Genomic DNA, 24,020 nt, shown 5'->3' with positions numbered 1-24,020 from the left:
AACCGCCAACCGCCAACCGCCATTTTTTCCTACCTTTGCCGCTTTCACGCCGGTAGCCGAACATGCTCGCCGGCTTCAGGAAACGCCTGTACTAAAACTTGTTTTTACGATGCGAATAGATATTCTGACCGTACTTCCCGAGATGATTGACGGATGCGTGAGCTGCTCCATTCTGAAAAGGGCGCAGGATAAGCGGCTCGCAGAGATACACCTGCATAACCTGCGCGACTACACGACGAACAAATGGCGACGGGTAGACGATTACCCTTTCGGCGGCGAGGCCGGCATGGTGATGCAGATCGAACCGGTCGACCGTGCGATCACAGCCCTCAAAGCCGAGCGCGATTACGACGAGGTGATCTATACTTCGCCCGATGGACAACTGTTTGATCAGCCGATGGCCAACCGCTTGTCGCTACTGCAAAACATCATTATTCTTTGCGGGCATTACAAGGGGATCGATTACCGCATCCGCGAACACCTGATCACCCTGGAAATCTCGGTCGGAGACTACGTGCTGACAGGGGGCGAGCTGGCGGCAGCCATCATCGCCGACGCGACGATCCGGCTCATCCCGGGGGTCATCGGTGACGAACAGAGCGCGCTCTCCGATTCGTTTCAAGACGGGTTGCTTGCGCCCCCCGTCTATACACGGCCGGCGGAATACAAAGGCTGGAAGGTGCCCGACATCTTACTATCGGGACACGAACGCAAAATCGCCGAATGGCGTCTCCAACAAGCGCAGGAACGTACGGAGCTGCTGCGTCCCGACCTGCTCAAATAAACAAAAGTGTTACGTACAACTCATAAGCATAGCATGATTCGATTCCATCTAAACCATCATCCGCTCGTCGCGGCAGCTCGGGAAAGCCGGTTCAAACCGCACCCATTGTTGCAAATCCTTATTTTTATCGGTATTTACATCGGCTCACTGCTCCCTACGATTCTCCCATACGTTCTTTTCTTCCTGCTGAAAGATGCCAACGTTCTCGGCGATTCGGCGATGGATGCCGAAAAATTGGTCATCCTGTTCAGTTGTGCCCTTAGCGCGCTTGTCGTTGTGCTCTACTGTCGTTTTGCCGAAGGACGCAGTTTGTACTCGATGGGGTTTGTGCGTAAAGACGCGTTGATGCATTACTTTAAGGGAATGGCCGTCGGATTCGTATTTTTCAGCACGGTCTACTTCGCGCTTGTCGCCACCGGCTCCGTCACGTTCGACGGACTGAACAGCACAGCAAGCATCGCCATGCTTCTTCTTTTCTTCTTCGGTTTTGTGATTCAAGGGGCTCAGGAAGAAATCCTGACACGCGGTTATTTTATGATGAGCCTGTCGACACGGCTGCCTGCCATCGCCGCGATCGTGATCAGTTCCTTCACCTTCTCCGTGCTGCATATCTTTAACGGGGGCTTTGATCTTTTAGCTTTCGTCAATCTCACGCTATATGGTATTTTCCTTGCCGTATATATGCTCAGAACCGGCAATATATGGGGCGCATGCGCCATCCATTCGATTTGGAACTTCAGTCAGGGAAACCTGTACGGTATGTCGGTGAGCGGGATGAGCATCATGGAAACAAGCCTCTTCTCTTCGAGCCTCGTCGAGGGGAAAGAACTGCTTAGCGGCGGATCGTTCGGGCCGGAAGGGGGCGTGATCACAAGCGCCGTCACCATTGTGGCCATCGTGCTGACTCTGCTGCTCGGAGGACGTTCTTCCGAAGGATAGGAAAAGGACGAACGCTCTTTTTTCACTGCCTTTCGGGCATATATCAAAAAAAACGCTTATTTTTACGGGTAAATTAGACTGATCCTGATTCACATGAGACGTTTTTTACAACTCATCCTGCCCTTATGCTGCCTGATCTCTCTGCAAGCGGCAGGCTCTTTGGCCGAACATAGCAGTCGGTTGAAACATTTAGACCGCATCATCAGCCATCGAGGTCGCTATCATATCGCGAAGGAAAAAGAAATCGACAGTCTGAAACACAGGCTTCGTCAAGCCGTTTCGGACGAAGAACGATTCGGGCTGTGCAGTCGGCTGTACGAAATGTACATCGCCTATCAGACGGATTCGGCATTGAAATACATCCGTGAAAAAGAAAAACTTCTCCCGCTACTGGCCGACAGCCGGTTTCGATACGACACCCAGATGAATCTCATCGGAGTCATGACCGTCACGGGGATGTATAAAGAGGCGCTCGATGTATTGGCACATCTTCCGCATCGGGGAGTTCCCGACAGTTTGCGGCAAGGATATTTTCACCATTGCCGCACACTCTACGGACACATGGCAGACTATGCGCTGACGAACGAAGAGAAGAACGATTACCTCCGGACGGTCGACCGTTATCGGGATTCACTGCTGGCTATTATGTCCCGAAGCGATATCAACTACTTGATTGTCGAGGCCGACCGCCTCAACGCTCACGGACAGTACGACGCCGCCATCGATCTGCTGAGAACTCCGGCCGATGAATGCGACGACAAACAAAAACTACGCTTTCTGGCCTATACGCTCTCCGAAGCGTACGCCCAGAAGGGTGACCGCGAGAACCAGAAATATTACCTGACACGCTCGGCCATCGCCGACCTGCAATCGTCCGTAAAAGAATATATTTCGCTGCGGAAACTTGCCTTTCTGCTGTATGAGGACGGCGACATCGACCGCGCTTATGAGTACATGAAATGTTCGCTCGAAGACGCGCAGTCGTGCAACGCCCGTTCACGCACTATCGAAGTGGCCGAAATCTTCCCCGTCATCGACAAGGCGTACCGTCTCAGAAGCGAACGGAAACAACGTACCATCACTCTGCTGCTTATCAGCGTCAGCCTGCTGGCTCTCTGTCTGCTCGCCGCCATTATCTACGTCTACCGGCAAATGAAGAAACTTTCCGTGGCGCGACAGGCGCTGGCCGATGCCAACCGGCAACTGCAAGCCATCAACGACACCCTCAAAGAGACCAACCTGATTAAGGAAGAATATATCGCGCAATACATCAACCGCTGCTCGGCGTATATCGACAAGCTCGACCAATACCGCCGCCGGCTGACGAAGCTGGCTTCGACTTCGAAGCTCGAAGAACTTTTCAGAGCCATCAAATCGGACGAGTTTATCGAAGCGGAACGCAAAGAGTTTTATAACGAATTCGATCATACGTTCCTCGGCCTCTTCCCCAGCTTCGTGAATGACTTCAACAAGCTGCTGAACGAGAAAGACCGCATCACTCCCAAACCGGGCGATCTGCTCAATACCGAACTGCGCATCTTCGCCCTGATCCGCCTCGGTATTACGGACAGCACACGCATCGCCGAATTTCTGCAATACTCGGTGACAACGATTTACAATTACCGCAGTAAGGTGCGCAACAAAGCCGTCGGAGATAAAAACGAGTTCGAAGCCGCCGTGATGCGGATCGGTTGAAGGGAAAACGTTATCGGCGCTTGCGGAAGAAGGCTTGCATCTCGGCTGCGCATTCTTCTTGAAGAATCCCGCTGCGCACTTCCGTTTTGGGGTGGAAAGCCTGCGGAGCATAACGTGAAAAACCGCGTTTCTCGTCCGGAGCACCGTAAACGATTACGGCCAGTTGCGCCCACCCGATCGCTCCCGCGCACATCACACACGGCTCGACAGTCACATACAGCCTGCAATCCGTCAGGTACTTGGCTCCTAACGCCGACGTTGCCGACGTTACGGCAAGCATCTCGGCATGCGCCGTCGGGTCGTTCAGTCGTTCCGTCTGATTGTGGGCACGCGCGATAATCCGGTCGCCGCAAACAATCACAGCTCCCACCGGCACCTCTCCTTCCGAGGCCGCCTCGCGCGCTTCGAGCAACGCCTGCTTCATAAAATATACGTCATCAAACGGATTCATCACCGGCGCATTTCGTTTTCGTTGAAGAGCGTCGGATAATCTTCTTCCATCACACGGAGGACATGGCTCAGAATCGTCTTCCGATACCAGTTCGATTTGTTCGTGATCTTGTATTTCGACAGATGACGTTCCACGGCCTTATACTCGTCTTCGTTGAGTAAAAACGAAATACGATGTATCCGATGATTCTTTTCGTGCGTTTCTGTTTCTTTACGACGCGTTTTCATTCGGGCAAAGATAGGAAGAATCGGGCATTATCACAAAGACGCGTCGAGCCATTTCTCGAAGGCTTCTTCCTCAGCAGGAGCCTCATCGACAAAAGACGGATCCATGTGCATCAGGAAATGCCAGTCGCCGCCTTCGTTGTTTTGGTAGACGATCGCTTCGCCGTCTTGCGAGCCATGAAATGAACGGTCTACCCGATAGCCCCGCTTTTCAAGAAGCGTTTTCACCCGCCGGTACGTGTCTTCCCTTTTGGTGATATACGCTTTCAACTCATGATTTCCTACGACGTACGCGTCGACAAGCGTCTGACTGTCTACAAGTCCCTGACCGGGTTGATCGAGAGAAGGAATCTCGCGCCAGATAATCTCCACATCGTCTTCGTCGCGGAACATAAACTTTGTAATCGGCACACGGTTTCCGTTACACGAAAGTTCCATATAATCAGGTAATCCCGCAGGACTGAAGGCCTCGTATTCCCATCGCGCATCGTCCGAAACTTCTTCCCACCTCCGATAACCGGGGATGGATTGCACAAATTTTCGCCCGTCATCTATCCGTTCAAATAATGCCAACGGCGTCTCGTCGTTATTCTGAATCAATACAAGCAAATACATCTTATCCGTCTTTTTTTGATGATACAAAAATAGGAATAAATTGCTCAAACATTACGTTATACACACGAAATGAAATTGTTTTTTCGATAGATACATCACCAAGACCAAGGCGAATATTTATTTGATGTTGATACTATCCAAAAGCATTCAGAAATATTGTCCTTAAATGAAGACAGGTTAAACGAGTGAATTTATAACTTAAAGATAATCCACACATCTCTATATCACTGGAACGCCTAATCTTTTTTAAAGACTAACCTCTTTTCATTACCCTCATTTCCTATTACTTGATAACAATACCAAGGTTTATTTAATCCGAAAAACACTTGTCTCTCGATAAATAACTCTTCACCGTGCAATTGTTTTTTATACGTATTATCTCTATGGTCAAAATATATATTGCATTCTATTTCAGGCTCATAAAAGATAAGTTCTAATCTAAAAGCATTATTAAACTTAAATACTCTCCAAATACCTTTTCCATCTATTCTTTTGGTTTTATCATCAACTGTATTAATAATAAAATTCTTAGCAATAAAAGAACTATCAGACTTTATATATAATTCCGTTTCATAATCGGACGAGGTCCACTTACCTATAAAATACTCTCTATATGGCTCTTTGCATGCAGATATCAAAAAGAGTATTAGCATAAAACATAGTGCATAAATAATTACCAGCGGATTGTCTTGCTTCATATGCATATTTGTTTGATTGACGACTTCAAATTTAAAAGGTCATTGTTATTTTATTAGAGTAAAAATTGCCGGAATATAATGTATACCCTCCCACGATTTGAGGTAATAAAACCTTTCTTTCAGCGTATTGCGATTGATGACTGTCCCAAATCGGAGCAGTATAGACATAAGGCAGCAAATGTGGACGTATATAGAAAGTAAAGGAGCCTTTTAACAATTTAAATCCGATAAGGTTATACGTATCTGTACAGCTCTCTCCCGGTTTTAAAAAAACAAATTTGTCTTTGTACTTAGTTAATATGACCTCCGGTACCATATCCGATATCGTGTAATACAATTTGAACTCGTCGCGAGTATCCATTGGCTTGTAATTCTCTCGATAGATATATTCATAAATATTCTGCAATGCAGAGTTTATCATGTCAATTTCGTGTTCAACTTCTATATTACATGTGTCATTTATAGCAATCCAACCTTTAGAAAATAAATTATCTCCAATTTCTACTTTGTAATGTTCACCTGTGTAATCACCATGCATTTTTGCCCTTTTGAAATAATTAGGATTCAAAAATTCTTCAATTGGGTATTGTAATAACCCAGCTGCAGGCAAAGAGGGTAATCCATAACGACTATCCGAGACTTTCTGAAAATAAAAACTCGTATCCGATATATTTCTATACGTGATCATTAGTTCAGGAAAGTATATGATCGAATCTTTCTTGAAAACATCGTATCCTTTGACCCATTTTGCCGATAATTCAATACTTACACTCTGAGATGATACAAGTGCATTAAAGCCTAAAAACATGCACAAACCAATATATAATCTTATCGCTTTCATATTAAAACGGATAAATAAAAATGTATCGTTTCAACGCACAAATGCAATACTTGAATGCAAATTTAAAAAAAGTTGCATTCATTAGTTGAGACTATAAAGGCATAAATTTTCAGAGTCCACACCTGCCTATTTTACATTGAAAGTTCATTTAACATATTTAACCGTTCCTTATTGGTCATTTCCAAAAAAGATGAGGAAATCATTTTATAAATATAGTCTGGTATTTGTCTTTCTCCGCGAATAAAATTCTCACTGTTATAGCATAAAAACGCATTTCTTTCAGTCAAGATATTACCGTCTTCTCTTTTTGAATATCGAAGTATCTTTGTTACTACATGATCTCTTCTACATACATTTTTCACTTTACCTTTTGAGAAATTTACTGTAAAAGAAATGTCTTGAACAATTAAGTCATTATTTATAACGATAAATCCGATATGTGCTTGATTATGTTTTTTCATCGCGTAATCATATATATATACATCACCCTCAATTATCGACGTTTGAGGTAATTGAGCCTCTAGTTCATTCGAAGAAGTTAGCATAGCTAACAAAATAAAAATTAGTGTGTTCATTATTTCTATATGAATTTCTTAAATAATACAAGTATAAATCAGCTTTTATTCCCCTACTCCACAAATACATTTGAGCATAAAGCAAATATGGGTACACCCAATATAAATTTACCACTTAATATTTTCTCTTCAGCCTCTTAACAACCTCTTCTATCGTAAGTAATTTTTTACTCCAATACACAATCGCTGCATCATACCCTCCACTCTTGGCTTTTTGTTGGGCATTAAAAATGTATAATGTACCAATACTTGGGGAATAATTACACTCCAATCTATCTCTTTCGATTATAAAATACCGTACCTTATTGCTTTCTGTTTTGCCAAGACTACCTGTAAAAAAAGCCACTTTTTTACCTGATAAATTAAATTCCTTGTCTGGCACCTGATAAAGAGCATTGGAATATTCTCCCTCTAATTCTGTAAGCAATGGATTGTCATCTATCCCCATTTTATTAATATTATTTGATACACTGTCGGGGATATTTTTAAAACCCCTCTGCTGCATATGGTAAACTTGTGCTAACATATTAGGCCTTATTATCAACAACAAAAAGCATAGAGATACGATATATTTTTTCATTGAGTACATAACTAATGATTAAAAAAATGATTAAGTGACTAAAGTCTAATTCCATTATCCCATAAGTACATTTGAGCATGAAGTAAATACGGGTGTATACCTATATTAAAAATATTTGACATATTGAGAGCTAATGAGGTATGAGTTACACAACTACTTAGTTCTAAACTATAAACAAGCTTACCTGCACTTTCCATTTTGTTAAGCCAATTAGAATAACTGTTGATAGTATCATAGTTTACATCAAGAGACTGTATCCATCGTGAGTTCTCTTTTGCTGAATAAGTTGATCATCTGTTCTTACCTCGCATCCAATGCCATGTAGCATTATTCTTTGCATTATCCCAATCAGGTCCCACTGATATTAATCCAATTATATCTGTTTTGCCCTTGATTCCTGTTCTTGTACCGTGTTTAACAATAGCGGAATGACCTATCGCATCTGAATTTTCAGTAACCAAATCAACTTTTTGAGGTTTAAAGCCCATTAATATATCACTCAAATTCGCCATTGCCCCTAATCCATATCCCAAGTTTTCATACCACTTGTTTCTTTTTTTACCAAGATGGCCAAAAGAACCATTCGTAAAATCATAAGAGGCAACACCTAAACTCATTGAAACTGGTGTTTGCCCTCCTGTGTAAATATGCGTGCCAACAGAATTTACAAACGAAGCAAACATTATTCCCGCTGTGTTTGCCATTGGCATACCCGAAATTGAGACTGCCCAACCGAGAGAACCACTTATACCGCCTACAACAGCACCACCAAGCATATAGCCCCAAGTTTTACCTGAGTTGTAATCCCATTTTACAGGGTTATATTGACCTTCGTTAGCAATAACCCCTCCACTATAAGCACCTATCACTGCCCCCACAATAACAGGGACGAACCAGGCTATCTCTCCATCTTGATCCACATACACCAGCGGATTATTCAAACAATACGAGTACCGGTTGAAGTTCTGCGAAAAGTCCGGCATCTGCACGTATGGGTCGGGACTAAGAAAGCGGCCGAGAACGGGATCATATAAACGGGCGTTCATATTGATCAACCCGAACATCGGAAGATGTTCATGACCCGTATAACCACGCCCAAGCATTAATTCCGTCTCGTTGTCGGGAAGATAGACGACATGCGTCTCCGGATTACGCAAACGTCCCCACGCATCATAACTCAGCTCCTGAACAACCGTACCGTTACCGTTTACAAGATGAGTCATATTACCAAGATAATCCCGACAGATATAATACAGCGCCCAACCGTTCCCCGTATTCATATACACGGCCGGAGCCGTATAAGCATCCCCGCCGATATAAAGCCGGTGTTTTTGAGAATTCCCCATAACGTCCGTTTCGTAACGGCCGCCAAGGTAGTAACGCGTATAGAGCGGTTTGCCCCCTTTCTTTACCGTCATCTTTTGGCGATCGCCCGAGGCATTATATATAAACGAGGCTTCGTAGCCGTTTTCGGTAATGACGGACGGTCGATCAAATGAAGTATATCTTATAGTCTGCTCTCTCGGAGGGATTACTTTATTTGTGCCTATATCCGCACCGGAGAGAGCGTAAGGCTTATCCGGCGTCTGATAATGGAATGTACCCACATCGCCTTTTTTCGTAATATTCCCTTTCGGGTCATAATCCATAACGATGCCTCCATACGTTTTCAGACGATTCAGATTGTCGTACGTAAAATTTTCCTGTTTGTTCCTCCGGTTATCTTTCCGATAAGTCAGATTCCCCCTCGCCACATCAAAACCGTAGGTGGAATTCAAGAACGTACCCCCGGCTGGCGATTGAGATTTTATTCCTTCAGAACAAAGGATAGAGAAGTGCTTTCTCTTCCTTTGTCCGAAGAAATCAATGCCTGCCGATTCCGTTAATAGTTGCATTTGCTACTTGAAACTACATTATCTATCCAAAACGAGAATTTATATTTCTCAGAGTTTCTTGAATAATACTTTTGTATTCAATAGGAAAATAAACCTTAAACTCTATGACATCGGGATGTTTTGCCCAAAATTCACACACATCGTATAGTACAGAAATATAGATTTTAAAATCTTTTTCTCCTAGCTGAGGAAGTTTCTTATGAATGACAATAATCTTTTTTTCTAACAACCAAACATCTAAATAACACAAAGAATCCGTCAACGCATCCCAATTAAATCCAAAATAATCGGGGAACTTAAAAGATTGATAATATAGACTAAAAATCTCCGTCTTATTTTTTATATCATCCACATACACAGAACAAGAATTACTTGAGTCAATTTCAGAAAGACAGCTGTGATACAAAAAGTATTCATTTTTCTTCATTATATTTCAAGGCTTAAATCGAATAAAAGTTTTATAATGATCAGGAGAATAATACCATTCATTACCTCCTCCTATAACTATACGTTGCGCCCCTGGTCCCCTAATTCCTGGAGTAGGATGAACATACTCTTTATAGAACCCTTCTACTCTTTGAGGCAAAATACTTTCTCTATTGTTAAAAATAGTACCGTCGTGGCTATAAGGAACGGTTTCTCCATTTTTTATACGCTCTACCGTTGAAGAAAGGTTTAAGTCTTTGGCAGTAATTTCAATTAATGTAGATTTTACATCCAAAACTTCTCCCGTCCACGGATTAACATTATTTTTGTGAGCATACTTTATAGCAGATATCGAACCTGAAACTCCACCTATAGGAGCTCCGAATATTGCTCCATTTAACCCTGCTTGATTTGCTTCTTTTATGCTTCCGGTCAAAATTAGATTTGTAGTAAATCCACCTGCATATCCTCCTGTTGCTCCTCCAATTGTCCCCGTTATTGCTCCTTGCAGCACAGGACTACTAATGTTTGTTCCATTTATAATAGCCCCCCCGAGGTATTTTGCTCCCCATTGTCCAGCAATACCTCCTGCATACGAAGAAACGATCCCAACACCGCCTCCTATTGCTATATCCCATCCTTTTGCTCCTCCTAACCAAGCATTTGTGGCGCCAACGGTTGCTCCTCCCCATATCCAGCCTCCAAATTCAGGATATAACGCACCAAATCCCGCAACAGCACCCGAACCAAATGCGGCAGCACCATGGCCTAATACAGTCCAAAAATCCCCTTTTATATTTCCCTGAACAATATTCACAGCCAAATTGACGACACCACCAATAACAGCTGCTATTATATCATCAATAATGGCATATTCCCCACTTTCATCCACATACACCAGCGGATTATTCAAACAATACGAGTACCGGTTGAAGTTCTGCGAAAAGTCCGGCATCTGCACGTATGGGTCGGGACTAAGAAAGCGGCCGAGAACGGGATCATATAAACGGGCGTTCATATTGATCAACCCGAACATCGGAAGATGTTCATGACCCGTATAACCACGCCCAAGCATTAATTCCGTCTCGTTGTCGGGAAGATAGACGACATGCGTCTCCGGATTACGCAAACGTCCCCACGCATCATAACTCAGCTCCTGAACAACCGTACCGTTACCGTTTACAAGATGAGTCATATTACCAAGATAATCCCGACAGATATAATACAGCGCCCAACCGTTCCCCGTATTCATATACACGGCCGGAGCCGTATAAGCATCCCCGCCGATATAAAGCCGGTGTTTTTGAGAATTCCCCATAACGTCCGTTTCGTAACGGCCGCCAAGGTAGTAACGCGTATAGAGCGGTTTGCCCCCTTTCTTTACCGTCATCTTTTGGCGATCGCCCGAGGCATTATATATAAACGAGGCTTCGTAGCCGTTTTCGGTAATGACGGACGGTCGATCAAATGAAGTATATCTTATAGTCTGCTCTCTCGGAGGGATTACTTTATTTGTGCCTATATCCGCACCGGAGAGAGCGTAAGGCTTATCCGGCGTCTGATAATGGAATGTACCCACATCGCCTTTTTTCGTAATATTCCCTTTCGGGTCATAATCCATAACGATGCCTCCATACGTTTTCAGACGATTCAGATTGTCGTACGTAAAGTTTTCCTGTTTGTTCCTCCGGTTATCTTTCCGATAAGTCAGATTCCCCCTCGACACATCAAAACCGTAGGTGGAATTCAAGAACGTACCCCCGGCTGGCGATTGAGCGGTCCGTCCCGTCGGAATCCCATAGACATCGTACGTATAAGTACGCGTTACCGGCCCTGTCGTAACCGACAAAGGCTGGCTGAACGGATTTTCCGCATTGAGCTTCCATACAGGGCTGCTTTCCCAATGGATACCGTTCATATGGCCATGCGAGTAGGTATATGCTTCCGTACCGATAGCCCCCGACTGTGAAGCGTAGCGAACAGACGCAAGATTCCCTGCGGTATACGTATATGTCTTTTCAAGCCATTTACCGTCGGGGGCATTATTGCGCTCTTTAGCCAATCTTCCGTAACTGTCATATTCGTATACGGATGATATTCCATTGTTTGAACTCTCCGTCGTCAGTTGTCCATAGCCGTTATATGCATACGAGGTAGTAAACTCGGGTAACACCTTCGACGTAAGCCTCCCATATACGTCATAACTCATCGTCTTGACACGATTGTCGGCATCCGTTTCGCGTTGAAGATTGCCTGAAGCATCGTAAACGAAGGTGCGATTACCGGCACTCGGATCATGTATGGCTGTCTGCCGCCCGTAAGCGTCATAAGAAAAGGTTGTTTTAACATTTCCCGGAGCTGTGATCGTTACCGGCTGGCCATCGGGACGCAACGTATAAGTAATCGTACCGGCAGGATCCGTAACACTGACCTGTTCACCCATTGCATTATAGACACTTTTATGAGATATCCCGTTTTTTGTTTCCGTAATACTGTTTCCGGCATACGTATAAGTCGTCGTTTTTCCGGAAGCATGGGTCTGTTGGGAAAGTCGGCCGTAGCTGTCATATCCATAAGTATTCCATTTTGAAGCGGCACCTCCTTTAAAAGGCAATGATTCCTGAGAGATGCGGCCGGCATTATCATATTTCGTATCCGTACATACGTCCTGTCCATCCGTTTGGCGGATGCACTCTCTTACTTTTCTTCCGAAGGCATCGAAATATATTTTTCGTTCCGGTTTTCCCGTGAGCGTCTCCGTCATGCCATACACGCTGTTTACAACAGCATTTTCCCATGAATAAACAACCGACGACTGGGTTTGATCCGGATAGACGGTTTTTACCAATCTTCCCATACCATCATATTCATACGCAGTCGTAGTATTCAAAAAATCTTTTGTTGAAGCAAGCTGCCCTGACGAATTGTAGGTATGAGTCGTTACTCTCGACAACGGGTCGATGGTTCTAAGCATATACAGACCGTCGGACGAATATTCCGTTCTGGTTGTCAATACATGAGGCGATGCATAGGCACGTGTCGAATGCGTAATCATATTTCCGTATCTGTCATAATCAAAAACATCTTCAGATGTCTGTTTGTTCCCATCCCCTGTAAAATTGACTATTTTCCGGGGCAAATATCCGGCATTATACGTAAATACCTGCTTGTCTATCCATGTTCCCGTCTCTTTGGTTACTCTTTTTTCCACAGATTGAGGCAGACCGATTATCCACAGGTTCTCTGCTTCACGGTTAATATAAGATGCAGTGACCGTTTCAGTCACATCATTTCCATGGCGTGTAACAATGCTTAACGGGTTAGCCCATGTATCGATTTGAGTGCATTCAGCAGTCTTCACCACTCCTGTCAGATGATCGGTGGTCGTACTTTTCCGCACATAGGGGACAACTCGTTTGGAACCATTATAGACATATGAATTTTCATATACCGAAGTAGAAATTTTCATTCCGGAACGTGTCATGATCTTCTGTTCCTTAATAAAAGGATAAAAATAATCCTTCTCATATCCGTATGTAGTAATTACTTTTCGGTCTTTATTATCATCAATTGCTTCTACTTCTCCGAATCCCAGGAACCCTTTCCCCTGCACATGGGTACGAGGGTCTTTATATCGATACCTTGTTGCTTCGGAATAAGCCCCTGTACTCTGTGTGATATTGCTGACTACATATAAAGGGTATCGACTGTTGATTACGGGAAAAGATTCGTTATTTCCCGTGACGGCACAAACGGAATTACTTGTTATCGGTGCGTACTGAAATGAAGTATATGCTCCTAATCCATTCGAGATTGTTTCTACAAGCAGATTCTGAGGATCAGAAAAAGACCTGATAATGTAAGTATTCATATAACGGGCACAGCAGAATTCCGATCGACCATCGCCGTCAAAATCAGCCACCTGAAACAGATAATCATCATATTCGATATTATTATATGATAAATAGACGTCTCCAGGTCGTAAATTCGATGAGTGATAAGTGGTATGAAAGCCATTTCCATGAAAAATTCCCACCTTCATTCTGACAACATTATCTACGATCTGCATATGAAAAATATCCGATTTCCCATCTCTATTAAAGTCTGCCACAAATACCTTAGCCCGAATATCAGCATTTAAAACGTCCTGTTTTACATATCCTTTTCCGGTTGAAAACAGAATACTTACATCGTCATAATCTCCCTGATGCCATCGCTGTATCAAAATGTCTGTTTTACCGTCTCCGTTAAAGTCGCCAAAATAAGGAAAATAGTAATTTTTTATCTGTGAAGTCCTGAATTCCGACAATTCCACAAACTGTCTTCCATTCAACTCATAAACTTTAGCCCCATGCCTGTCGATTACCAATAATTCCGACTTTCCGTTTCCATTCAAATCACATATATACCTACTGTTCGGATAATAATATTTAATGTAATCCGATCCCCAGTCGGTAATACCCCCTGAGGCAATTTCACGTCCTTCGCCATCAAATACCTTCGAATTGTTTTTAATTAAAATATCATGCCTCCCATCTCCATCAAAATCTCCGACAAATGCCTCATTTCCATTCGTATTAAATCCTTTATATTGATATACAAGCTTCTCTCCGTCAAACACATAATAATTATAGCGTTCCGTTCCATTGTGCGCTCTGGAAACATGAATTACATCCATTTTCTTATCGCCGTTTACGTCTGCCAACATAAAATATCGAAATTCTCCGAAAGCACGTATCGGAATCGTACACTTCTTGGCAAAATAAGTTTCGCCAATTCCATGAAGCGATAAAAACAAGGTGGCTACATCTTCCTTAGAATTACCCGATAACTCTTCCGGATACGACAGAAAATCCATACGGCCATCTCCGTTAAAATCGGCAAACAGCGGCTTATTTCCTTTTCGTTGTTCCGACAAAGCAGCAATATATTCATTTTTATACGAATCCGGATATCCATAATATATGCGGGTCGGATTATATTTTTGGCCATTTTGTCCGCTCTCAATAATTTCCGTCAGCTGGGTATAAAGACCGTTCTCGTACGTATTATAATTAAACTGATATTGCTTAAGCTGCATCTGACCGATATAGGTAGATATATTTTTCAGAATTTTGTTGCTGTTTAATACCGCTCCTGCATAATATCCTGTTTGCTTATCTTTTCTTGTTTCGTATGAAAACCGAATACTGCGTCCGGATGCATATTCTATACGATTTAGATAAAACTCTCCATTGTTTATTACTTCTTCATATTGATACGAAATCACATTTCCCTGTTTATCAATCACTCGAGATAACAGCCAAAACAAAGCAGTACCATCTGAAGTTTCGATGTTTGAATCTGAAGTTACACCAAATTCTCTTATTGTTCCATCTTTACTTTTTACTGTAAACCCCTGAAATGAACCGATTATTTTATAGGTAATATCTACCGTCGGATCATTTTCCAGCCTGTATTTAGCTCCGTTCATCAGATTCTGTCCGGAAATCAACATCAGCCTCTGTCCGTCCAACACCACATTATCTTCATGCGATAAGGTGGGAGCTTTTGACATACCATCATGATAAAATGTTTTACCACTGCGTGATATGATAGAAAATGCCGACAGATTCCATCCGTATCCCAATAAACCGATACCCGATTGACTACTATACCGCACAGATATATCAGGCTTAAATCCGTTAATACCTTCCGGCACTTCGATTGGAACACTATAGCTGGCTGCTCCTGTAAGAGTAATTTCGGCCATACCAACTGTCGAACCGACAGCCATACCTCTTGACAATGAGGCAGGTGAAAAGGTTCTTTTCTCGTCCCGCGGATATTTATTTTTCAATTGAGGTTTTAACATATTGTAATAGAAAGAAGGAAGTTGCCAAGCATCCAACTCATTAGCATCATCTGTCTCATTATGATAGTTTCCCCATATACGATATCCGGATGGATTATAATTGTCCGAAGAAGCCTCGCTCTCTGCTGTATAAACATTCGTCTTCTGTGCATATCCTGTCACTCCAAGGATAAGGCAGCTACATATTATATAAATAGTTATCGTTATTGGTTTCATATTTGTTCTAATAAAATCAATGAATGAAAAGTTTTTCACGTATGTATTCCAATATTTTTTTTCATCTGTTATATTCATTTTCAGTTCTTTTTACAGAACCAAGACGGCGAGCAACCCGATTACCGGATGCATCATACAAGTATTGGAAAGTGGATGGTGCAGGCGGGGGAGGAGGAGGAGGATTTACTGTGGTACCGACATTCAATACTCCTCCTTTCATCACATCGAAAACTCCATTGATAATTATTTCACCCGGTGCCATGAGAGATAAATTTCCCCCACTCAATACCTTCACATTAGTAACTGTTAGACTATTACAACCATATACGGTCTGATAAGATGAAATGGTTTGATTGGTAAAACTGTTAACACACGACCTGAGTTGTATGACCGTTGAGCTGCTATCTACTTCCTGTTTTACGGTACGATCCTTTTCTATTTCTTTTTTTTGATCTTGTTGCGCAGAAAATCGACAAACAATAAATGCAAAAGAAATAAGGAAGGTATACTTTCTTATAAATACATTTATTTTCATAGCCTTATCACTTTCATTCCGCTATTTAGTTAAAATCATTCGTTTTGTATCAACAAGCTTCCCTTCTGCAATCAGAGAATATAGATACATTCCCGGGCCTAATTTAAGCCCATCCACAATAACTGAATGCTGATCACTATTTATGGATATTTGCTTTACCATATTACCCTGCATATTGAAAATACAAATGGAAGCATTACGAATACTTTCAGGTAATGAAAATTTGATCTCCGTATGGTCCGTAAATGGATTGGGAGCATTTTGATACAACACGGGATTGGAAATATCAGAGATTTCATCGGATAACATGCCGGACTGTAATCGTATAGAGCCGAATGATAAACGATCGACTTCTGCCTTTAACTCTTTAATGGATTGTATCAGAAGAGGAATAATTTCAATGTAATTAACCGATAAATAACCATTATCTTCTTCATAAACCAACTCAGGATATATTTTTTGCAACTCTTGAGCAGCCAATCCGAAATGTTTTTTCCGGAACATTAGAGAATGTTCATCAAATAAACCTCGCTTATTCGATTTCAACGTATCGCTTTGTGGTTCAAAATAGACTTGTTTATAATTATATGATATCGGACGGAGAGCCGTGATCTTATCCAAAACGGAATATTGATGCTTCCCCAAAGCAGAAACTATACCATTACTACCTATTTCTTCTACGTTTTGTTTATAACGGATATCCGAATTACCTGTTACCGTACCAATAATTGTTCCTGTGACCTTTACATTACCATTGAAATATCCGGCATACTTTCCGTCAATATAAATACCTTGAAGCGTTCCGATTGTTCCTAAAATTCCTGTACCATTATTGCTTCCGTTCAGATTACCGATTACTCCATAATTATAACCGGGTGTCGCATTGGCGGCCGTACCAACAATCCCAATAGCTCGGCCCGAATTTAATGCAGAAGGACTTGATACAGCGCAATCAATCCCTATATCTCCACGAGCAGATGAAACCACATTCCTAGCCATAAGCGCCGTACCCCAATAGTTTAGATGATAAGGACTCTTTCCTTTTCCATTAATAATCATCGTTACCATATCACTTTCAAATATATTTCGCATATGAGGATATCCCGGTGCGCCTACAGCAAAATTAGAGACGGGGGCCTGAGTAATTCCAATACTTACCTTTCCATCATGCGAAACCTTTAACTGAGCAAACAATGTGGAAGAAAAAATACATAAAAATGTAATGCCAATAATCTTTTTCATTTTTTCACTATTTTAATTATTGATAAAATAAATACTCTTGCAAACTTAATGGTTATGTCATTTTTTCAACAAGAAAAGACTGTCACAAAAATGTCATATTTACATCCTGACAATATGTGATTTTTTTGTGACAGTCCACATAGCTTTAGAAATCCCGTATAAAGTCATGTAAAGGTATTGATGATTTTGTTGTTTGACCGGTTATCTTTTTATACAACCGAACATGATGCATGGATACACCGGATTCCGTCATAAAAAGCAAAGGAGCCATATTTCTTCTTCTGACTCCGATTTTAAGTAACAAACATGCCCTGATATCGCGTTCTTCAAGAGAAGGAGCAATTACCTTCAAGCGATAAGTAAATCCATTATATGTTTTATCAACAATTTGTGTAAGCATCTTCCAATCTTCATCTATCGGTCTCCATTCTCCGGAATGATGGAATTTCGATAAAATAGGCTCATTTTCTATCTTATTTTCTATCTGCTGCTGCTTCATTTGTTCTTCTATTTCACATAAACGTTTTCGTGTTTGCCTTTCACATATCCTTAATTCTTTCAACCATTCTCGTAATCGTTGATTTTGTTCGATATATTTTATATGGACACACTTTAATCGGCGATTTATTAAAGAAACTTTTATGGCAATCATTGCTAAAAAGAAAGCAATGACCGTCATTCCGAAAGCCCAAATAATATTTTGCCTGTTTTTTTCTCTAAGGTACTATATTGTTCTCTATCATGATAAAATTGCTTTTCGTCTAAATTCAGACTTATTATATTTAAACGCAAAAAAGAACTTTGCAGTGGCCCCTTGCTTACTTCTTTGATGCTTGTGATAGTAGTTGCACTCACCAATATCTGCATAAAACTACCTCCGAATCGATTAATCATATGTCTTTCTCTTTCTTGAGCATATGCTTCAATAAAAAAGAAAAGACATAAAAACAAATAAATGTTTTTTTGGCTCATATCTCAATGATGTGTTTAACATAGTTATCGCTGCAAAGATGATAAATAAATTTAGAAAAACAAATTTTCAGGCTTTGATCTATAAAATATAACACTTCAATGCAAATTAAAGAAAAAGATTTCTTTTAGCGTATAAAAGTTGAATTTATATTTTGACTTGTTATTAATTTCACATGATAGCTATTCGATTATATCATAATTAAACTCTTTATAATTTAATTATTGAGAGATATAGAGCCGGAAAAGGGTATTGATGTTCTGAATCTATCTTTTTTCTTTATAATGTATTCAACTGTTTTTATTGCTTTGTTGAAAGTAATTATTTTATTGCAGAGATAAAATATATTTCTCTATAGATTGGCAAATATATTCCTATAATGCTTTAGTAAATGCTCTTTTTTAGAAAGAATATGCGTATGTTTAGGGAATAGATTGTGATGATAAAGTTGTATGTGCACAAGATTAAAGAGAATATTGTAATGATTAAGTAACAAGTGCGTATGATTAAACAATATATGGATAAGATTAAGTCATATATTCGTATTTTTATTAACATTGTTCATATTCTTATTTACGGTTTGTAACAAATAAAGTATGTGATTCGTACTTTCATTAACATAGGTCATCTATTTATTTATAGTTTATAATAAATCAAATAGAATATTCGTCTTATCAACTATATTGTTGCTATCCTTATTAACAATTCAGATAAAATTATTTCATCCTTTTAACTGTTAGACTTGTCTTCTCTATGATTTATTTTATGGTCTCAATAAATAATTATATATTTTATATACAAAGCGAAGTATTCATAGCCGAACACCATATCCTAAGAACAGATATATAAGTATTATTATAAGAAGAATAACCACTCTAAACACATCTTTCACATACCACAACTCTTGAAGTAAAAAACATTAATTTATTTTTAATAAATACATCTATTTGGGAAATAGTCTTAACTCAAATCCCGTAATAGAAAAAAACAACTACGATCAACCGATCCATATCTGATCATTTTCCTGCTTTTCTAACGCGTAACATAAAAGATTATATCAGGCTTACAGCCCTTTGCCGAGGTGGTGGATTTTTTTTCTCCTAATGCTTCGCATTGGGCTGAATTAATACGCCCTTTCAGGGCTGTTTTTTTTATGGTTATTTTTAGGGTAGATGATTCGAAGAAGCAGTCTTAACTCAAATTCCATAATAGAAAAAAACAACTAGGATTAATCGACCTATATCTGATCATTTTCCTGCTTTTCTAACGCATAACATGGAAGATTATATCAGGCTTACAGCCCTTTGCCAAGATGGTGGACTTTTTTTCTCCCAATGCTTCGCATTGGGCTGAATTAATACGCCCTTTCAGGGCTGTTTTTTTGGGGTTATTTTTAGGGTAGATGATTTGAAGAAGCAGTCTTAACTCAAATCCCGTAATAGAAAAAAACAACTACGATCAACCGATCCATATCTGATCATTTTCCTGCTTTTCTAACGCGTAACATAAAAGATTATATCAGGCTTACAGCCCTTTGCCGAGGTGGTGGACTTTTTTTCTCCCAACGCTTCGCATTGGGCTGAATTAATACGCCCTTTCAGGGCTGTTAGAGTATTCAGCTATCAGTATTCGGTCTTTCTGAGATTTAGTTGTTTGAATCTTCTTTGTTTAGCGTTTAGCCAACAACTAAATAATTCAATATTTTAATACTTATCCATCTCGGTATCTTTCAGGTAGGACTGAAAGCCTGCTTTATTTCAGCCCCATCCCGTAAGGGTGGGGTATTTGACGTATATATCTTATTTAAAGGGCTGAAAGCCTGAATTAATCTATTGTCAAGGCTTAATGATTATTTACCGGGTAGATGATTCGGAAAAATAGTCTTACCATATAATTCGGAAAGGTGAGATGTATGTTTTATATACAGCGGCGGTGTGTCATAACGGGCAAACGGCTTCGTTGCTTGTGGAATGAGAGCTCGGTCACATACCTTAGTATGCTCCCTCACCCTCATCCTTAGCGCCTTGCTTTTTAACCATTCTTACACACCTAAAGAGGGGGTGCCCAAATATTGCATTTTGACACACCCTTGTATCGTATCTGAGAAATAAAGGCGCAAGATTTTATTTATGCTCGCGCCGTCAGAACGTGAAGGATGCTTTTTCAGAACGTGCCGACGCTTACGCGAGGGGTACGGATGCCGGGCTTGATTTCGCCGTTTATGACAATCAGCCGATGATTATGGAACAACGCGCCGGCTCCGGCACGCGCCACGGCTTCATAAGCGCCTCGATTACTCCAAGTGCGCGAATGCACGTCGTAATGAAGCACCTCGTCGTTGAAGCGATACCAATCGACCGGATGGCGGAGATAATCGGCCGCTTCGCTTTGCAATGTGTCTAACCGTCGCGTATCGTTGGCAGCGCGGGCCTGAGCCATTTGGCGCAGACGGTCGACCGCATCGAAGAAACGCGTATAATTTACTCCGCCGAAGAAGAGTATGGCACTGTCGGCGCAAGCTACGGCGCATCCTCCGGTCAGTGTGCGCGGATTTCCGTCGCTCAAAGGAGGCAGAGCGGTTTCCGTTTCCCATGTTCCGGTGCGAGGCGAGAATGCGAGGACTTCGTCAGGAATCCGGGGCGGCGTTTCGGTTGTTCCGGGCTGAAATCCTCCGGCTAAATAGAGGCGATATTCGTCGTTTCCGCAGCGTTGCGCCACTAAAACGGGCTGTATGCGCGCCGCTCCGGGAAAATCGGGAAGCTTTTCCCATCGACCGGAGTCCGTTCGCACGGAAAGATCGAGGCAATAGAAAGCATGAGACGGTATTCCGTTCGCATTTCCTCCCGCTACGTAGATTTTTCCGTCCATGTACGTCGCGGCGAAGTTGTCCATGGCCATGGGGAGCGACGGCAGAGGACGGATAGTGCAGGCCTCGGCCGTGTCGTTCGCGGAAAGTAAAAAGACATCCGTAAACGAGGACTCGCTGTCGTTGCCTCCTGCACAGACGATTCCGTAGGGTGTGCCGATGCTCGCGCCATAGGCCACGGCACGAGGCAACAGGCCCGCCTTCGTCCATTGGGCGCTGTCGGCCGACAAGTCGAGCGCCCAAATTTCGGCATAATATCGCTTGGTGCCTCCTTCGGCCACCGGTTTATCGGGGAAGTTGCATCCCCCGGCTACAATCAGACGGTTGCCTATGATTCCCGTAAAAGGCGCGGAGACGCCGAGCGAGGCTGTCCCCTCCATGCCCGGTAAATCGGGCAGACGATTCCACTGTATCATTTCCGTTTCTTCTTTTTTGTCCGTGCCGCCGGACCGACACGCGCTCCCAAGCGCAAGCCCCAGCGCGACACAGACGATATAATGTATTTTATTCATTTCTTGCTTATTCAATCACGGCCTGAAACGTCGAAGCCGGCAATCCCGCTCCGTTAATCAGGTTGGCCCGCGTAAACGGCTGCCATCCGTAACGTACTTTCCGCGGACGTGGTACCTGCGGCGAACGCAGTCGGAGACGATGCCCGACAATTTCGGCCTCGGCCGGATAGAAACGTTCGTCTTCGCCGGCCAATTCGAACGTACACAGCGGTTTTCCGTCGGATGTTGTCAATCCTTCGGCGTAACGGAACGAAAGCCAGACGGCCTGCTCACGAAACGCGGCCGAGAGGAACGAAGGTCCTGAAGGAATGACGGACGATTGTCCGTAACTGTGGTTCAACGCGATGCGCGCCAGCCGTTCGCCGACGTCGGTCTTGCGTCTGGGATGCACGTCGAGCGAATCTCCGCGATCACTACTTACCGCCATTTCGCACGACGGAATTTCTTCGGCCAGACGACGCTGCGTATCACGAAACCACGCCCAAGTCGGACGGTTCAGGCTCGATAATTGCACGAAATAGAAGGGCAATGTTTCTCTCCAATAGCTTCTCCAACTGTTTACCAGCATCGGAAAGAGCTTACTGTACGCTTCCAAATTATGCGCGTTCGACTCCCCTTGGTACCACAGCACACCTTTGAGCGGATAACGCGCTAATGGAGCGATGCCCGCCTCGAACAGATAACAAGGTTCGTAAGGATGACGCTGCAACGGGATCGTCGCTTCTTTGAGGTTCAATGTCGCACGCTCACGCACCCAATCTTGTATGAAATCGTTCTTCGTCCAGTCGTATAAGAGGTCGGGGAATTCAAATTCCACCGTTTTCCGGTCGATCCACGCCTCGGCCGGCGAGCCGCTCACGGCATTCGAAATCAATCCCACGGGTACTCCGAGGCTGTCGGAGAGCATGCGGCCGAAAGCCATGGCAATGGCCGAAAAACGGTCGGCCGTTCGTTCGTCGCACGGCTCCCATCGCGTGTCGTGGTAATATTGCAGGCGGTTCAACGAGTCGAGCGCGGTCTTGCTCCATGTCGACGCGCCGGTATGCCAGCGAGGTTTCATGTCGAAGAAGCGTATCTGCGGATTCTTCCGCGCGAAATCGAGCAGTTTCGCACGTTCCGCGGCGTCGGCCTCCGACGTTCGGAACGCCATGTTCGACTGTCCCGAGCAAAGCCATACTTCACCGACGGCCACCTGCCTGTAAGTAAGTTTGCGCGAAGGCGTCGCGACGGTAAGCACCAGTCCTGTCTGCGCGGGCATGGGGCCGAGCATGACGGTCCATCGTCCGTTATCGGATGTTCGGACCGTTTTTGTCTGCTTCGCGATCGTTACGGTGACGGTCTCTCCCGCATCGGCCGTTCCCTCGATCGTTAACGCGCGATCCCGCTGCAAGACCATATGATCCGAATAGATGGCAGGCATTTTCAGTCCTCCGAAATCGCCGGTCACGGCCTGATAAACGGTCTTCGCCAGTAATCCGGCGCCTTCCTCATCGGGATGAAGAGCATCGGGCAACAAATCGGGACGATGGTATAACGGTTCCTGCAAATCAATCAATCCTACGCCGGCCCATCGCGCCACCTGTTCGATTTTCTCCTGAATCATCCAATACCAGTCGCGCGTGCCGGATTTAAACCGGCGATGCCGGTGCGCAATCGGCGTCATCCGGCATACCCAGATGCGACATGCGGGGTTGACGCGGCGAAACGTATCGATCAACGCCAGATAATCGTGCAAAAACTCATCTCTGTAGTTCGGCCATGCCTTCGGGTCGGTATCGTTCAGTCCCAAATGAATAATCACCCAGTCGCCTGCAAACTCGACCGCCTTTCTGTATTCTTCCTGCTGCGTGTATGGGCGGAAACCCTTATTCAAAAGCGTCGCTCCCGGTTTACCGAAACTGCCTACCTCGTATCCTTTGCCCAATAATCGCTGTAATTGCGCGGGATACGCGTCGGTTTCACGATGCTTGATGCCTGTTCCGTACGTAACGCTGTTTCCTACACAAGCTACTTTCACTGTCTTCTGTGCCAACCCCATACTTACACAGGTCAGCATCCATATTATTCCTATCCAATACTTTTTCATTGTATATCGTTGATGT

General features: G+C 43.1%; 19 protein-coding genes. 3 read left to right on the top strand and 16 right to left on the bottom strand.

All coding sequences use genetic code 11. The annotated features are described in order from the left end of the window. The first annotated feature begins 109 nt into the window (after window positions 1–109). The 3 genes from trmD (at window position 110) to Q4A89_RS01365 (ending at window position 3,418) form a co-directional block, all read left to right on the top strand. Window positions 110–784, top strand: coding sequence for a tRNA (guanosine(37)-N1)-methyltransferase TrmD (trmD, locus tag Q4A89_RS01375; RefSeq protein ID WP_303183162.1), 675 nt, complete (start codon window positions 110–112; stop codon window positions 782–784). 33 nt (window positions 785–817) lie between these two features. Continuing rightward, window positions 818–1,723, top strand: a complete 906-nt coding sequence (locus tag Q4A89_RS01370) for a CPBP family intramembrane glutamic endopeptidase (protein ID WP_303183156.1) — start codon at window positions 818–820, stop codon at window positions 1,721–1,723. Between the two features lie 93 nt (window positions 1,724–1,816). Beyond that, entirely contained in the window at window positions 1,817–3,418 is a 1,602-nt protein-coding gene (locus tag Q4A89_RS01365; protein WP_303183155.1) for a DUF6377 domain-containing protein, read from the top strand. Between the two features lie 10 nt (window positions 3,419–3,428). On the opposite strand, the gene Q4A89_RS01360 is transcribed toward Q4A89_RS01365, so the two are convergent. The 16 genes from Q4A89_RS01360 to Q4A89_RS01285 all read right to left on the bottom strand — a co-directional run bounded on the left by Q4A89_RS01360 (window position 3,429) and on the right by Q4A89_RS01285 (window position 24,004). Continuing rightward, entirely contained in the window at window positions 3,429–3,869 is a 441-nt protein-coding gene (locus Q4A89_RS01360) for a nucleoside deaminase (RefSeq protein ID WP_303183154.1), read from the bottom strand. Next, window positions 3,869–4,096, bottom strand: a complete 228-nt coding sequence (locus tag Q4A89_RS01355) for a hypothetical protein (RefSeq protein ID WP_014225205.1) — start codon at window positions 4,094–4,096, stop codon at window positions 3,869–3,871. The genes Q4A89_RS01360 and Q4A89_RS01355 overlap by 1 nt, the downstream gene beginning before the upstream one ends. Before the next feature lie 30 nt (window positions 4,097–4,126). Continuing rightward, window positions 4,127–4,708 (bottom strand): hypothetical protein, encoded by a 582-nt coding sequence (locus Q4A89_RS01350; RefSeq protein ID WP_303183152.1) that lies wholly within the window; start codon window positions 4,706–4,708, stop codon window positions 4,127–4,129. Between the two features lie 236 nt (window positions 4,709–4,944). After that, window positions 4,945–5,406 (bottom strand): hypothetical protein, encoded by a 462-nt coding sequence (locus Q4A89_RS01345; protein ID WP_303183151.1) that lies wholly within the window; start codon window positions 5,404–5,406, stop codon window positions 4,945–4,947. Window positions 5,407–5,437: 31 nt separating this feature from the next. Further along, a complete protein-coding gene (locus Q4A89_RS01340) occupies window positions 5,438–6,247 on the bottom strand; it encodes a hypothetical protein (RefSeq protein WP_303183150.1) in 810 nt (269 codons plus the stop codon). Between the two features lie 131 nt (window positions 6,248–6,378). Beyond that, complete coding sequence (locus tag Q4A89_RS01335) at window positions 6,379–6,822, bottom strand: hypothetical protein (protein ID WP_074449895.1); 444 nt, start codon at window positions 6,820–6,822, stop codon at window positions 6,379–6,381. Between the two features lie 115 nt (window positions 6,823–6,937). Beyond that, window positions 6,938–7,348 (bottom strand): hypothetical protein, encoded by a 411-nt coding sequence (locus Q4A89_RS01330; protein ID WP_303183149.1) that lies wholly within the window; start codon window positions 7,346–7,348, stop codon window positions 6,938–6,940. 344 nt (window positions 7,349–7,692) lie between these two features. Then, window positions 7,693–9,297, bottom strand: coding sequence for an RHS repeat domain-containing protein (locus Q4A89_RS01325; RefSeq protein ID WP_303183147.1), 1,605 nt, complete (start codon window positions 9,295–9,297; stop codon window positions 7,693–7,695). Between the two features lie 22 nt (window positions 9,298–9,319). Next, window positions 9,320–9,724 (bottom strand): barstar family protein, encoded by a 405-nt coding sequence (locus Q4A89_RS01320; protein ID WP_303183146.1) that lies wholly within the window; start codon window positions 9,722–9,724, stop codon window positions 9,320–9,322. 6 nt (window positions 9,725–9,730) lie between these two features. Continuing rightward, the gene (locus Q4A89_RS01315; protein ID WP_303183144.1) at window positions 9,731–15,793 is read right to left on the bottom strand and encodes an FG-GAP-like repeat-containing protein; all 6,063 of its coding nucleotides are present in this window, start codon (window positions 15,791–15,793) and stop codon (window positions 9,731–9,733) included. Window positions 15,794–15,854: 61 nt separating this feature from the next. Then, complete coding sequence (locus Q4A89_RS01310) at window positions 15,855–16,328, bottom strand: hypothetical protein (protein WP_303183143.1); 474 nt, start codon at window positions 16,326–16,328, stop codon at window positions 15,855–15,857. Window positions 16,329–16,349: 21 nt separating this feature from the next. Continuing rightward, on the bottom strand, window positions 16,350–17,570 hold the full coding sequence (locus Q4A89_RS01305; RefSeq protein ID WP_303183141.1) for a tail fiber domain-containing protein: 1,221 nt from the start codon (window positions 17,568–17,570) through the stop codon (window positions 16,350–16,352). A 145-nt stretch (window positions 17,571–17,715) separates the two neighbouring features. After that, window positions 17,716–18,249 (bottom strand): hypothetical protein, encoded by a 534-nt coding sequence (locus tag Q4A89_RS01300; RefSeq protein WP_303183140.1) that lies wholly within the window; start codon window positions 18,247–18,249, stop codon window positions 17,716–17,718. Next, window positions 18,246–18,542, bottom strand: coding sequence for a hypothetical protein (locus Q4A89_RS01295; RefSeq protein WP_303183138.1), 297 nt, complete (start codon window positions 18,540–18,542; stop codon window positions 18,246–18,248). Before Q4A89_RS01295 ends, Q4A89_RS01300 begins: the two co-directional genes overlap by 4 nt. 2,161 nt (window positions 18,543–20,703) lie before the next feature. Then, a complete protein-coding gene (locus Q4A89_RS01290; RefSeq protein ID WP_303183137.1) occupies window positions 20,704–21,918 on the bottom strand; it encodes a cyclically-permuted mutarotase family protein in 1,215 nt (404 codons plus the stop codon). Window positions 21,919–21,925: 7 nt separating this feature from the next. Beyond that, entirely contained in the window at window positions 21,926–24,004 is a 2,079-nt protein-coding gene (locus Q4A89_RS01285; RefSeq protein WP_303183135.1) for a GDSL-type esterase/lipase family protein, read from the bottom strand. Window positions 24,005–24,020: the final 16 nt, after the last annotated feature.

The organism is Tannerella sp., assembly GCF_030528505.1.
GTDB lineage: Bacteria > Bacteroidota > Bacteroidia > Bacteroidales > Tannerellaceae > Tannerella.
Note: the sequence above shows the minus strand (reverse complement) of the source record. Positions and strands in the feature narration are given on the sequence as shown.